Annotated in this window: 11 protein-coding genes; 5 read left to right on the top strand and 6 right to left on the bottom strand. The window is 66.1% G+C overall.

The annotated features are described in order from the left end of the window. Positions 1-77: 77 nt before the first annotated feature. Entirely contained in the window at positions 78-1,028 is a 951-nt protein-coding gene (locus tag J5J86_RS13140) for a DUF937 domain-containing protein (RefSeq protein WP_209098629.1), read from the top strand. A gap of 120 nt (positions 1,029-1,148) precedes the next feature. Here the strand turns inward: J5J86_RS13140 and J5J86_RS13135 are convergent, their stop codons facing one another. Continuing rightward, the gene (locus J5J86_RS13135; RefSeq protein WP_209098627.1) at positions 1,149-1,448 is read right to left on the bottom strand and encodes a DUF1127 domain-containing protein; all 300 of its coding nucleotides are present in this window, start codon (positions 1,446-1,448) and stop codon (positions 1,149-1,151) included. A gap of 178 nt (positions 1,449-1,626) precedes the next feature. On the opposite strand from J5J86_RS13135, the gene J5J86_RS13130 reads away from it, so the two are divergent. Further along, complete coding sequence (locus J5J86_RS13130) at positions 1,627-2,508, top strand: LysR substrate-binding domain-containing protein (RefSeq protein ID WP_209098625.1); 882 nt, start codon at positions 1,627-1,629, stop codon at positions 2,506-2,508. Here J5J86_RS13130 and J5J86_RS13125 read toward each other — a convergent pair. The 5 genes from J5J86_RS13125 to J5J86_RS13105 form a co-directional block, all read right to left on the bottom strand. Beyond that, complete coding sequence (locus tag J5J86_RS13125) at positions 2,483-3,424, bottom strand: DMT family transporter (RefSeq protein WP_209098623.1); 942 nt, start codon at positions 3,422-3,424, stop codon at positions 2,483-2,485. The genes J5J86_RS13130 and J5J86_RS13125 overlap by 26 nt on opposite strands. A gap of 113 nt (positions 3,425-3,537) precedes the next feature. Then, complete coding sequence (locus tag J5J86_RS13120) at positions 3,538-4,908, bottom strand: glutamate--cysteine ligase (protein ID WP_209098621.1); 1,371 nt, start codon at positions 4,906-4,908, stop codon at positions 3,538-3,540. Positions 4,909-5,233: 325 nt separating this feature from the next. Then, positions 5,234-6,250, bottom strand: coding sequence for an AI-2E family transporter (locus tag J5J86_RS13115; RefSeq protein WP_209098619.1), 1,017 nt, complete (start codon positions 6,248-6,250; stop codon positions 5,234-5,236). Positions 6,251-6,418: 168 nt separating this feature from the next. After that, positions 6,419-8,071, bottom strand: coding sequence for a long-chain-fatty-acid--CoA ligase (locus tag J5J86_RS13110; protein ID WP_209098617.1), 1,653 nt, complete (start codon positions 8,069-8,071; stop codon positions 6,419-6,421). Positions 8,072-8,244: 173 nt separating this feature from the next. Next, positions 8,245-9,567, bottom strand: coding sequence for an OmpP1/FadL family transporter (locus tag J5J86_RS13105; RefSeq protein WP_209098615.1), 1,323 nt, complete (start codon positions 9,565-9,567; stop codon positions 8,245-8,247). Positions 9,568-10,025: 458 nt separating this feature from the next. Here J5J86_RS13105 and J5J86_RS13100 point away from each other — a divergent pair, with 458 nt between their 5' ends. The 3 genes from J5J86_RS13100 (at position 10,026) to J5J86_RS13090 (ending at position 14,027) form a co-directional block, all read left to right on the top strand. Next, complete coding sequence (locus tag J5J86_RS13100) at positions 10,026-10,457, top strand: MerR family transcriptional regulator (protein WP_247657582.1); 432 nt, start codon at positions 10,026-10,028, stop codon at positions 10,455-10,457. A gap of 82 nt (positions 10,458-10,539) precedes the next feature. Further along, positions 10,540-11,676, top strand: coding sequence for a thiolase family protein (locus J5J86_RS13095; protein ID WP_209098614.1), 1,137 nt, complete (start codon positions 10,540-10,542; stop codon positions 11,674-11,676). A 14-nt stretch (positions 11,677-11,690) separates the two neighbouring features. Continuing rightward, positions 11,691-14,027, top strand: a complete 2,337-nt coding sequence (locus tag J5J86_RS13090; protein WP_209098612.1) for a 3-hydroxyacyl-CoA dehydrogenase/enoyl-CoA hydratase family protein — start codon at positions 11,691-11,693, stop codon at positions 14,025-14,027. The last annotated feature ends 63 nt before the right edge of the window (positions 14,028-14,090 follow it).

Genomic DNA, 14,090 nt, shown 5'->3' with positions numbered 1-14,090 from the left:
TTCGCCGCAGCCTTTCCCGCGATCGCACAGTGATTTCCCCGCCCCCATGACGTAAACTTCGCCATCGGGAGGGCACCATGGATCAATTCGTTCAGTTGCTGCGCGCCGCGCAAGGCGGTCAGGGCCTCGACAATATCGCGCAGTTCTACGGCCTCTCGGTTCAGCAGGCCCAGAAGGCGGCGGAGGCGGTGATGCCGGCCTTCGCGCTCGGCATCCAGCGGGCCATTCAGTCGCCGGAGGGCATGGCGCAGCTCATGACCCTCATGATGCGCGGCCCCTATGCGTCGCTATATGATCGTCCGCCGTCCGGGCCGGCGCCCTTGAATCAGGCCGGCAACCCGGCGCTCGATGCCCTTTTCGGCTCGCCCGAGGTGAGCAAGGCGGTGGCCGACCATGCCGCCACATCCACCGGCCTTGGGGTCGCCGTGCTCAAGCAGCTCATGCCGGCCTTTGCTTCGCTGGTTATGGGGGGCCTGACGAAGTCGCTGGCGGCGTCCGGTGCCCTCAATCAGATGCTCGCCGCCATGCTGGCGCGCGCCAACGGCCAGCCCATTCCCACCGGCAATCCCTGGGTGGATACGCTTGCCCTCACCATGTCCTCCGCCGGGAACATGGGGCGTGTCTCCACCGGCAACCCCTGGATTGACGCCTTTGCCCAGATGATGGCGCAGTCGCCGTGGGGCACGACGTCCATGAGCGCAGCGCAGAATCCGTGGCAGGACATGATCGCCGCCACGCTCTCGCTGATGGGCAGCAGCATGCAGCAGATACAGCAGATGCAGCAACCGGCTGCGCCGCCCCCTCCCCCGCCGCCGCCGCCGGCGCCGCTCGGGCAATGGCCGTTCCAGGACTATTTCGCGCAGCTCTTCACCCAGGGCTTTCCGCCCCAGGGCATGATGACGCCGCCCGGCTATGACCCCAAGAGCCTGAGCCAGTTCGCGGCCTTCTTCCCGTTCCAGGATTTCTGGGGCCAGATGCTCGATCGCTCCTCCGGCCATGCCGGGGGCCCGTCCAAGCCGAAGAGCTGACGGGACGCGCGCGGGACGTCACCTCTTCCCACCGAATGAAACGAAAGAACCCGCGCCGGCTGCGGACGGCGCGGGCCAAGTGGGCGGTCGCGAGGGGCGAGACCGCCGTTCCGATCGCCGTCAGGCGCTTTGGCGCGCCTTCAGGCGGTTCGCAGCCCTGCGCTCCACGGCGCGGCTCACCAGCACATGGCTCGGGTCGCTCCAGAGGGGTTCGCTCGCGGCATCACACAGATCAGCCCGCGTCAGCCCCACATCGCGCAGCAAATAGTCGTCAAACTGAAGCATCTGCGACACCACGCGTCGATGCTCGATGGCACGGGCGAGTTTATTGACCGTGGAGATCCCCCGCATGATGAGAGCAGCCACAGCCGCTCCGACCGGGGCGACGACCAGCTTGCGTGTTTCACCATAGACGCTCATTTCGATCTCCATCGGAAAACGTACGAGTGCTTACCGCTTTGCCTCCTGCCTGCGGAACAAGCCACCCGATTTCGCTCCGTCATCCGTGCTGACCTATTTGCTCCAGTCGCATGAATCACGCTAGCGAATGTTTTTCATCCCACTTATCATTCTCCGTGATGTTTCCCGGAGGGGTCCCATGAGCGCCCTGTTTGATGCGGATCAGCTGCGCACGTTTGTCGCCATCGCAGAGACCGGCAGCTTCACGCGGGCGGCGGATGTGGTTCACAAGACACAGTCCGCTGTTTCCATGCAGATGAAGCGCCTCGAGGAGCGTGTGGGTCGACCCGTTTTCGTCCGGGACGGGCGCGCCTCGCGTCTGACTGAAGACGGTGAGCGCCTGCTGGGCTATGCGCGGCGCATCGTGAAGCTAAACATGGAGGCCGCAGCCACCTTTGCCGATGCGACCCTGACGGGCCGTGTCTGCCTGGGCGTGCCGGACGATTATGCGGACCGCTACCTGCCGGAGATCATGGCGCGATTCTCCGCCACCCACCCGTCGGTGGAATTCACGGTCATCTGCGAGCCCACCTCCGAACTGGTGGAGCGGGTGCGCGCCGGCACCGTCGACCTCGCCATCATCACTTATACGGAGGATGCCGCCCGCAACGCCCAGCTGATCCGGCGGGAGCGGCTACTCTGGGTCAGTTCCGCGCGCCACGCGGTTCATCTGGAGACGCCGGTGCCGCTCGGTCTCGGGCGCCCCACGTGCCAGTGGCGCCATGTGGCATTGTCGCGGCTGGCTGGAGCGGGCCGCGCCCACCGCGTGCTTTATACGAGCCCCAATTGCGGCGCCGTCTCCGCCGCCGTGCTGGCGGGGCTGGCCATTTCGGTCTTTCCCGAATCAGCGCTGCGGCCGGGCATGCGCGTTCTTGGCGCGGCGGACGGCTATCCGCCCCTGCCCCCATGCGACATCGCCCTCTTGCGCAATCGCCACGAACCCTCGCCCCTGGCCGATGCCCTGGCCCAGCACATCATCCAGGGGCTGGACAACCTCACCGAGGCGGACGCGGCGGAGTGAAGCCGGAGCGCGGCGCCCGCAGCACCACCACATTGCCGATCAAAACCAGGGCCACACCGAAGGCGGCAAACACAGTCCAGTGGTAGCCCTCGAAGATGGTGGAGAGGGCGAGCGCTATGATCGGGAACATGACAGTGCCGTAGCCGGCGCGGCTCGGGCCGATGCGCCGGATCAGCGTCATATAGACCCCGAAGCCCAGGAGCGTCGGAACGACGATCAGATAAGCAAGCGAGCCGATATAGCGCGCCGTCCACTCCAGCTTGAAGTCGGCCCCCGTCAGGAGCGCCAGAGCGGCGCAGAAGACCACCCCATAGAACATGCCGTAGGCATTCACCGAGCCCTGCGGCAGGCCGCGGCGGCCCACGGCGGCGATGACGAAGGAGCCGAAGGAGAAAGAGAGCGTACCCACCAGCGCCAAGCCGAGGGCAAAGGGCAGGCTGGTGGACACGTGCTTTTCCAGCACGGAGGGCCCGAACACCAGGGCCACCCCGAAGACGCCCAGCACCGCGCCGATCAGAATTCGCCGGTTGGGCGCAACGCCGGTCAGGATCCCGCCGATGAGCGGAATGAAGACGGCAGCCAGCGAGAACAACACCGACAGGAGGCCGGAGGCCAAGTAGAAACCGGCATAATAGAAGGTGATGAAATTCGCCGAGAACAGAGTCAGCCCGAGCGCCGCGAAGAGCACATGGTCCTTCAGCGGGAAAGACAGGCGCCCGCCCCGCAGCGCCACCCAGGCGAACATCACGAGCCCGGCGATGAGAAAGCGCCAGACGCCCGACACCTCGGGCGCCACCACGCCCAATTGCAGGCGCAGCGGCAGCCACCCGGATCCGAAGATGAGAACGGTCGCCGTATAGAGGCCGACATCCAGGGGGCCCAGCCCCGAGGAGGAACTGGTTGAAGGGGCGGTCATGGGCATTTCCCGTTACCCGCCTTTTTGAGCAATCGCAGCAGCGCCCGTCACGGGGGTGCTGCGCATGCCAACCATGCGCCTCGCGCATGGTCAGCGTGTGCGCTGGCTCCGGATCAGTAGGCGAGCTCGGTGAAGATGGGTTCCACCGTCCCGCCCCACGGACCGAAATACTGGGTCAGCAGATCTTCGGCAGGCGTGCGCCCGTTCTTCAGTACCTCGTCGACAGGCGCAAGGAAGCGGGTCTCGTCGCGACCCTGGCTGTCCAGCCTCCGGCGACGGGTGAGGGCATCGCGGGCCAAGGCGACCACCTCGCCAGCAATCTCATGCACCGTGCGCCCGCGAATCTGTGCCTTGAGGCCGAGCTTGGGCACGTCGTCGCGCAGCGCCTGCCGCTCCTCTTCGCTCCAATCCCTCACCAGGTCGAGGCAGGCATCCAGGCTCGTCTCGTCATAGAGAAGGCCGGTCCACAGCGCCGGCAGCGCGCACAAAGTGCACCAGGGGCCGGCATCGGCACCGCGCATCTCCAGGAAGCGCTTGAGGCGCACTTCCGGAAAGATGGTGGAGAGGTGGTTGATCCAGTCGGAGAGCGTTGCGGTCTCGCCTGGCAAGGCGGGATGGCGACCGGCCAGCAGCTCACGGAACGAGGAGCCGGCCACGTCGATATAGTGGTCGCCGCGCTTGACGAAATACATGGGCACGTCGAGCGCGTAGTCCACATAGCGCTCAAAGCCCATACCGTCCTCGAAGGCGAAGGGCAGCATGCCGGAGCGATCGGCGTCCGTATCGCGCCAGATCTCAGAGCGGAAGGACAGGAAGCCGTTGGGCTTGCCCTCGGTGAAGGGAGAGTTGGCAAACAGGGCCGTGGCGATTGGCTGCAGCGCAAGGCTCGCCCGCAGCTTACGGACCATATCCCGCTCGCTGGAGAAATCGAGATTCACCTGCACCGTGCAGGTGCGGAACATCATGTCGAGGCCCAGATTGCCCACCTTGGGCATGTAGGCGGCCATGATCTTGTAGCGCCCCTTGGGCATCACCGGCGTCTCGGACCGGCTCCATTTGGGGCTCATGCCGATACCAAGGAAGCCAAGGCCCAGAGGGTCGGCGACCGTGCGCAGGTGGGTGAGGTGCGTGTTGATCTCGGCGCAGGTCTCATGGATCGTCGCCAGCGGCGCGCCGGACAGCTCGAACTGCCCGCCCGGCTCCAGCGAGATAGCGCCGCCACCCACGGGATCGGCGAGGCCGATAATGTGGGGACCATCCATGATGGGCTCCCAGCCCGTCACCGCCTGCATGCCCTCGAGCACCGCGCGGATGCCCTTATCTCCCTCATAGGGGACAGGCTCGTGCCGGCCCAGCGTGAAGGGAATCTTCTCGTGCTCGGTCCCGATGCGGAACTGCGCCTCGGCCTTATTGCCTTGTTCCAGCCAGGCGACGAGTTCGTCGCGGGATTCGATCGGCGTGGCGTCCAGCGTATCGCGGGCCATGAAACATCATCCCCTGAAGGCGGTCGCGGGCGGCGCTCCGGCCCCTGCGATCGCACCAAATCCAAAGCAGCCGCCGGCATCGCGTCCCGAACCGCGTCATGCCGTCACCTGCCCCGCCCCCGCTCCAGTCCGAATTGCGGCCCCTCGTTGGAGCGCCGCCTCGCCCCCATTCGGATCCCCTGCCGAAGCCGGTTCCGCACAGGTCGCACCGCAGGCGCGATCCGTGCGCGAGCCCCCCTCCGCAGGGACCCGGTCGTGCGGGCGCGCGAACATACACGGACCGATCCGCGCCGCAAACTGCGGACGAGCCCGCAGGGCGGCCCCCCTACTGGGGCGCGGGGCCGGAGTGCGGAGCCGCCGCGGGATTGCGCACGAGCGCGAAGATGAGAACCGTCAGCGGGGTGGCCAGCACCACGCCCAGCATGCCGAACAGCGTGGCGAAGGCGACCACTGCGAACAGCGCCACCGCCGCCGGCAGCGAGACGATCTGCTGCTGCAGCAAGGGGGTGAGCACATTTCCTTCCAATTGCTGCACCAGCACCACCAGGGCCAGCGTCCACATGGTGGTCTCGAAGCCCACCGTCGCGGCGAGCAGGAGGGCGGGAATGGCGGACGCCACTGGCCCCACCATGGGCACGAATTCCGCCAATCCGGCGAACAGGCCGAGCGCGAATGCCGAGGGCACGCCGATGATCCAGAGCCCGACGCCGGTGAAGACGCCCACCAGCACCATGGCCATGAGCTGGGCCTTCAGGAACAGGCGCAAGGCCGAGCCGGCGGCATGCAGTCGCGCTCGCGCGACCTCCTGGTTCTCTTCCGGGAAGAGCGCCACCAAACCGTCGAGGTAGAGACGGGGCTGGATGGCGAGATAGATCCCCCCCGCCACCACCAAGAAGATGCCCACCACCAGGTTGGCCAGATTGCTGGTGAGGCCGCGCACCGCCGTGAGCAGGGCCTCACCGGTTGGCACATTATTCTTGGCCTGCTCCATGACGGATTGCTCCAGTTGCTGGAGCTGGAAGCGGTCGCGCAGAGAGGCCCAGGCGCCGGGCAGGCGCTCGATCAGGTCGGCGATCTGCGCCTGGATGAGAGAGCCGAACAGGTAAAAGACGACCCCGAACGTCACCGCCAGCGTCAGGGCTGTGAAGACCAAGGCCACATGGGGCGGAAGCCGGGTGACATGCACCACCGGCTGCGCGAAGGCATGCAGCGTGATGGCCACCAGCACAGCCAGGAATATGAGGAGCACCAGTTCCGCGAGCTGCCAGGAAATCCAGAATGCGCCTACCACCAGGCATGCGACCGCCACGTTGCGCGCCATGCGCCGGTCCGAACCCCTCATTCCCGCCTCCCCGCCGCTGACCCCGGCCGGGAGCGTCTCGACGCTCAGCGGGATTCGGACGCCATTGCTGCACAGCCGGGCTTTCGCCCGCAAGGCAACAACGTCAAAGGGGATAAACTGATCCACCCCCTTATGGACCGTGCCGGTGGGCGCGCGCGGAAGGCCGGGTCAGGCCGGCCGCGCCTTCTTGCGCTCCTCGTCCACCAACTCCTTCTTGGAGAGCTTGCCCACCAAGGTCTTGGGAAGCTGCTCGCGGATTTCAACCGCCTTCGGCATCTCGATCTTGGACACCTGCTTGGTGAGGAAGGCGAGCAGTTCCTCGGGCGTGGCGCTCTCGCCCTCGCGCAGGGTCACGAAGGCCTTGGGCGCCTGGCCGCGATATTTGTCGTCCACGCCGATCACCACGGCCTCGGCCACGGCGGGGTGCAGATAGAGCGCTTCCTCAATCATGCGCGGATAGACATTATAGCCGCCGCACAGGATCACGTCCTTGATGCGGTCGACGAGATAGAGGTAGCCGTCCGCGTCCACATAGCCGACGTCCCCGGTCCGGAAGGCGCCGTCCACGAAGGCGTTGCGTGTCTCTTCCGGGCGGCGCCAATAGCCCTGCATCACCTGAGGCCCGCGCGCGCACACCTCGCCGCGCTCTCCCGTGCCGAGTACCCGGTGGGGATCGGCCAAATCGCGGATCTCGATGACGGTCTGCGGCACCGGAAGACCCACCGACCCATCCTTGATCTCGCCAAGGGGCGGATTGGCAGTGAGAACGGGCGCGGTCTCGCTGAGACCATAGCCTTCCACCAGCTTGCAGCCGGACAATTGCTCGAACCGATGCCGCACCTCGGCGGGCAGCGGGGCGCCGCCCGAGATGCAGAGCTTCAGCGAGGATAGACCCTTGGGATCAAGTCCCGGCGCATTGTTGATGGCCGTATAGATGGTGGGCACGCCAGGAAAGATGGTGGCCTTTTCCTTGGCGATGGTGGCCAGAAGATCCTGCAGCTGGAAGCGGGGCACCAGGATGATCTCGCAGCCCAGTGCCACCGGAATGTTCATGACATTGGTCATGGCGAAGACGTGGAACAGCGGGAGCACCCCGAGCACCTTCTCCTCGGCAGCCCGCAGGCAATCCACATGACGGATCACCTGATGGGCGTTGGCCGTCAGGTTGGCATGGGTGAGCATCGCCCCCTTCGGCACGCCTGTCGTGCCACCGGTATATTGCAGCACCGCCACGTCGGTCTGGGCATCGATGAAGACGGGCGTGAACTTGCCGGCGCCGCGCATCGCCGTGTCCATGCGCAGATGGAGGCCGTCGCCTTCCGAGAAGACGGCCTGGTCCTTGCGCTTAAAGAGCTGGAACATCCAGCCTTTCACGAACGGCAGGATCCCACGCATGGGGCACACGATGATGGAGCGCAGACCCGATTCCGCCGCGACAGAGGCAACCCGGCTGTGGATCACCTTGAGGTCCGGCACCACCATGATGGTGGTCCCGGAATCCGCGATCTGGTGGCGCAGTTCCCGCTCCACATAGAGCGGACTGAAATTCACCACCGTCGCGCCGGTCTTCAGGATGGCGAAATAGAAGATGACCGAATAGGGCGTGTTGGGCAGGCACAGGCCCACCTTGGAACCCTTGCCGACGCCCATCTGCTGCAAGCCGGCCGCTGCGCGGTCCACCAGTTCGCCGAGTTCCCCATAGGTCCAGCGGCGCCCCATGAAATTGAGGGCCGGACGCCCGCCATGCGCGGCGACGGCCGCCGCCAGGAGATCGGGCACCGGGCCCGCTTTAATGCCGTTCTCATCGAGCCGCTTCAGCATCGATGCCTCCCCTGCCTGTGGAAGGGGCCGCTGCCCGGTCTTTCGCCTGCGCGGCCTTCCTCTTGCGTTCGGACCGGCGCTCTCATGGCGCCGCTGACAGTGTCGGAGTGGATTGCGCCGAACTGAAGGTGGCGGGGTGAGGCCCGCCACCTCAAGTTACCACGCCCGGTGCCTCACTTGGTGATGAGGGCGGCGGTGTTGGTGGGAGCGTCGAACTTGTAGCGGATGCCGAGGGACACGATGTCCACATAGGCGCTGTTGACCTCGGCCACCAGCGTCCCGCGGGTCAGGTTCGCCGGATCGTTCGGGCCAAGTGCGATGGTGCCGCTCTGGCCGAAGATGTGGGTGTAGGCGAAGTCGATGCTCAGCTGGGGCGTCCAGGCATAGGTGAAGCCGGCGGAAAGCCACAGCCGGTTGCTGTCGGGCAGGCGGGGGGTGCGATACTCGTCGGTGACTGGCGAGATCTCATAGGCAAGGCCAGCGCGCAGCGCGAGCTTGGGATCCCACTGATATTCGACGCCGCCGGAGAAGAACCAGCCATCCTGCCAATGCAGGGAGAGCACCGAGGGCGCGCCCGCATTGGAGACGATCACCAGTTCCTGCATGGTGGACCAGTTGGTCCATTCCACGGTGCCCATCACGGTCCAGCGCGGATCGAGCTTGGAACGGATGGAGGCGGTGACCTGGTCGGGCAAGGTCATGCCGGCGCTCGCATTCAGCACGCCAAGGGGCGTGCCGAGCGGCGTATAGATGGTGGTCAGGCCCTCAAGATTCTGGCTGAGCTGCGAGCGGTAGCCCACACCCAGAGTGGTGCCGGGCGCCAGCGTGAACAGGGCGCCGAGGGTGAAGCCATAGGCGATGGAGCTGCCGTCCACCTGGGTGTAGCCGGTAGCGTAGGTGGGCGCGCCGGTGATGAGCTGGGCCTGGCCGAGCCGGGCGTCCATGTAATTGGCCTGGAGGCCGCCACCGATGGTCATCCAGTCGGTGACGCGATAGGCAACCTGGGCGCCAATGTTGAAATCGGCGATGCGGTTGTAGCAGCCATAATAGCGGCCCGACCAATTGCACGGCGCATCGGTGATGAGACCATAGGGAGAGGTGAGCGAGAGGCCAACGGCCCAGCGATCCCAGGCATAGGTGGCATAGCCGGTGGGCAGCACGCCGTTGTCGACGATGTCGCCGACCCCCACCGCGCCCAGATTTGAGCCGAGCGCGCTGCGGGCGCTGGTCACGTCGATGGAGGCATGGGGAGCGATATAGGTGACGTTGCCTTCCAACTGGAGGCCGGGCACGAAGCTGATGGCCGCCGGGTTCCAGTACATGGAGGCAAGGCCCGCCCCGCCGGCCGCGTTTCCGGCGAAAGATGACCCCTGATAATAGGCACTCTGTTCGCGAAGGCCGAAGCCGCCCGCCTGCGCGGCCGTAGCCGCGCCCAGCAGGACGACCGGCACAATAAGAGCCGGGGAAGTGCGAGACAGGCCGCTGGCGATGGACATGGTGCCCCCTTAGAATTGAGCGTTTCCCGGCATCCGACTTTTGTGCGGCGCACTTATTCGTGCATCAGATGCCCTATACGTCACCCAGCATGAACAAGCGGCCAGCATCGTCAACCGGGCAAATGCAGCGACCGACGATCTTCCCTCACCTCCTTTTGAGGGTGTGGCATTTCAGTCACGAAAGCGGCATCTCAACGGCAATAACGCGGCGAGTCTCCGCCCCTCCTGCACGAATGGGCACCCATGACACGTCAATCATACTGACCGTTTTCAAGGGGTGGAGGGAAGAATCGGCTCGGGCGCGGTTGTGCGCCGCGACATCTGCAGCCGGACAACCTTTCGCCACCTTCTGCGGCGCAGCAACGAATGCCGGAAGGACGGCTTTGCAGCCTCTTGCAGCCAAGGTCAAAGCATGTATCGTAAGAGCCGTGAGTTGACGTATAGGTGAGGTGACGGCTGTGGATTCCCCTCGCACTGCCCATGGCGGACTGACGGACACGTTCTTCACCGTCACGGAGTTGGCGCGCGATCTCGCCATCACGCCGCGCACCATCCGATTCTATGAGGACAAGGGCCTCATCACGCCCCGCCGCGCCGGCAACATCCGCGTTTATACCAAGCGCGACCGGGCCCGCATGGTGCTGATCCTGCGGGGCAAGCGCCTGGGCTTCAGCCTGCGCGAGATCAAGGAATATCTCGACCTCTACGACATCGACCCCTCCCAGACGGAGCAGATCCGCCTGCTCCTGAAGAAGGTGCGCACGCGCCTGGAGATGCTCGAGGACCAGCGCCTCGCACTTGAGGAGAGCATCCTCGAACTGAAGGACATCGAGGACCAGACCCTGGCTGCCCTGGCGCAGCAGGTGGCAGCGGCCAAGGCCGCCGGCTGATCCGGTCCCCGATCGGCAATCCGCCGCCGGAAAAGCCGGCGGCCGGCAAAGAACAACGACAGTGTTTCTGGCAGGAGAGCCCATGCAGAACGTGGTCATCGCGGGCTATGCTCGCTCGCCCTTCACCCCCGCCAAGAAGGGCGATCTCGCCCGGGTGCGGCCTGACGACCTGGCCGCCCAGGTCATCCGCGAGCTGATCGTTCGCACCAAGGTGAATGCCGAGGACATCGAGGATCTCATCCTCGGCTGCGCCTTTCCGGAAGCCGAGCAAGGCTTCAATGTGGCGCGCCTGGTGGGCATGATCGCCGAGCTGCCGCAATCGGTGGCGGGCGTCACGGTGAACCGCTTCTGTGGCTCCTCCATGCAGGCGGTGCACCTGGCGGCCGGGCAGATCCAGCTCGGGGCCGGCGAAGTGTTCATCTGCGCCGGCGTGGAGAGCATGAGCCGCGTGCCCATGACCGGCTTCAACCCCATGCCGAACCCCGCGCTGCACGCCAAGAACCATGCCGCCTATATGGGCATGGGCGACACCGCAGAGAATGTCGCGCGCAAGTGGCAGATCACCCGCGCCGACCAGGACGTGTTCGCTTTGGAGAGCCAGCGCAAGGCCGCGGCCGCCCAGGCGGAAGGGCGGCTCGATTCCGAGATCGTCGCCATCCGCGCCAATGGTTCGGTGATCGACAAGGACGGCTGCATCCGCGCCGAGACCACCGCCGAGGACCTCGCCGGCCTCAAGCCCTCTTTCGACCAGAACGGCACCGTGACCGCCGGCACCTCCTCGCCTCTGACCGACGGCGCCGCCGCCGTGCTGGTGTGCACGGAAGCCTATGCCGAGCGTAACGGCCTCACGCCCCTCGCGCGCCTCAAGGGCGTGGCGGTGGCCGGCTGTGCGCCGGAAATCATGGGCATCGGCCCCGTGGAGGCCACGCGCAAGGCGCTCAAGCGCTCCAATATCGAGATCGGCGACGTGGACGTGGTGGAGCTGAATGAGGCCTTCGCCTCCCAAGCGCTCGCCTGCGCCCGCGAGCTGGGCATCAAGGGTGAGACCATGAACAAGGATGGCGGCGCCATCGCGCTCGGCCATCCGCTGGGCGCCACGGGCGCGCGCATCGTCGGCAAGGCGGCCGCGCTCCTGCAGCGCGAGGGCGGGCGCTATGCGCTGGCCACCCAGTGCATCGGCGGCGGCCAGGGCATCGCCACCGTCCTCGAGCGGATCTGAGGGAGGCGCACGCCATGAGCGACACGCCCCGCGAGATCAAGAAAGTCGCCGTCATCGGCGCCGGCGTCATGGGCGCCGGCATCGCCGCCCATGTGGCCAATGCCGGCATCGAGGTGCTCCTCCTCGACATCGTTCCGGAGGGCGCCACCAACCGCAACGCCATCGCCGAGAAGGCCGTGGAGCGCCTCCTGAAGGCTGATCCTGCTGCCTTCATGTCCAAGCGCAATGCGCGCCTGGTGAAGCCCGGCAATATCGAGGACAACCTCGCCGACCTCGCCTCGTGCGACTGGATCGTGGAAGCGGTCATCGAGCGCCTGGACATCAAGCAGGCGCTCTATGCCAAGATCGATGCGGTGCGCACGCCCGGCACGGCGGTGTCCTCTAACACCTCCACCATTCCCTTGGCCGACCTGACAAACGGCCTGCCCGAGGGCTTCCGGCGCGACTTCCTGATCACCCACTTTTTCAATCCGCCGCGCTACATGCGCCTGCTGGAAATCGTCGCCGGTGCCGACACGGACCCGGCAACGGCTGCCCGGGTGAAAGCCTTCGCCGACGTGAAGCTCGGCAAGACCGTGGTGGACTGCAAGGACACCCCCGGCTTCATCGCCAATCGGCTGGGCACCTATTGGATCCAAGCCGCGGTGATCTCGGCGCTGGACCTCGGTCTGCGCGTCGAGGAAGCCGACGCGGTCATGGGCCGCCCCTTCGGCATCCCCAAGACCGGCATTTTCGGCCTCCTGGATCTCGTTGGCCTCGACCTGATGCCCCATGTGCAGGGTAGCCTGGAGCGGGCGCTGCCCAAGTCGGACCCCTTCCACGCCTTGCTGCGTGACGTGCCGCTGCTGCGCGACATGATCGCCAACGGCTATACCGGCCGGAAGGGCAAGGGCGGCTTTTATCGCCTCAACCGCGAGGGCGGCGGCAAGGTGAAGGAGGCCATCGACCTGTCGACCGGCGCCTATCGCCGGGAGGAAAAGGCCCAGCTTTCCGAGCTTGAGGACCTCTCCAAGGACCTGCCCGCGCTGCTCGCCAGCGAGGGTCCCGCCGGCCGCTATGCCTGGTCCGTCATGGGTCGAACGCTGGCCTATGCGGCCCGCCTCGTCCCCGAGGCCGCCGACACCGTGGTGGCCATCGATGAAGCCATGCGCCTTGGCTACAATTGGAAGCTCGGCCCCTTCGAGTTGATCGACAAGATCGGCGCAGACACCCTCGCCGCCCGCCTGGAGGCGGAGGGTGCGGAGGTTCCCGCCTTGCTTGCCGCCGCCCGCGGAAAATCCTTCTACCGGGTGGACGACGGTCGCCAGCAATATCTGGGCACCGACGGCGACTATCACGATGTGGTGCGGCCGGACGGCGTGCTGCTGCTCGCCGACATCAAGCTGCGCTCCAAGCCGATCCAGAAGAATGGATCGGCGGCCCTTTGGGACATTGGCGACGGCGTGGTGTGCCTGGAGTTCACCAGCAAGGGCAATTCGCTGGACGAGGGCATCATCACGCTGCTCGCCCGCGCCATTCCGCTGGTGAAGTCCAAGTACAAGGCCCTCGTCATCTATAACGAGGGCACCAATTTCTCGGTGGGTGCCAATCTGGGCCTTGCCTTGTTCGCCTGCAACATCGCGGCCTTCGGCGAGGTGGAGAAGCTGGTGGCCACCGGCCAGCAGACCTATCAGCAGCTCAAATACGCCCCCTTCCCCGTGGTGTCGGCGCCCGCCGGCATGGCGCTCGGCGGCGGCTGCGAGATCCTGCTGCATTCGGATGCCGTGCAGGCCCATGCGGAGAGCTATATTGGCTTGGTGGAATGCGGCGTCGGCCTGCTTCCCGGCTGGGGCGGCTGCAAGGAGATGCTGACCCGCTGGCAGAATGCCAAGGGCGTTCCGCACGGGCCCATGCCGGCCACCTCCAAGGTGTTCGAGATGGTCTCCACCGCCACCGTGTCCAAGTCGGCGGCGGAAGCGAAGGAATATCTGTTCCTGCGCGAAACCGACGGCATCACCATGAACCGCGACCGCCTGCTGGCGGACGCCAAGGCCAAGGCCCTGGCGCTGGCGGAAAACTATGTACCGCCCAAGCCCGTGGACCTCACCTTGCCCGGCCCCTCCGGCAAGACCGCCTTGGTGATGGCGGCGGAAGGCTTCCACAAGCGGGGCATCGCCACCAAACATGATCTGGTGGTGGCGGACGCGCTGGCGGAGGTGCTCTCCGGCGGCAAGGCGGACCATATCGAGCCGGTGAAGGAAGCGGACGTGCTGGAGCTGGAGCGCGCCGGCTTCATGCGCCTCATCCGCACCAATGGAACGCTTGCCCGCATCGAGCACACGCTCGAGACGGGCCGTCCGCTGCGCAATTAGCCGCCTTCAACCTCCCGCTGCCCGGCAGCGGGAGGTGTTCCAGGGATAACCCCCAGGCAGAAC

Source organism: Aquabacter sp. L1I39 (genome assembly GCF_017742835.1).
Taxonomy (GTDB): Bacteria; Pseudomonadota; Alphaproteobacteria; order Rhizobiales; family Xanthobacteraceae; genus L1I39.
The sequence above is the reverse complement of the archived record's forward strand: the minus strand, read 5'-3'. Positions and strand labels throughout refer to the sequence as shown.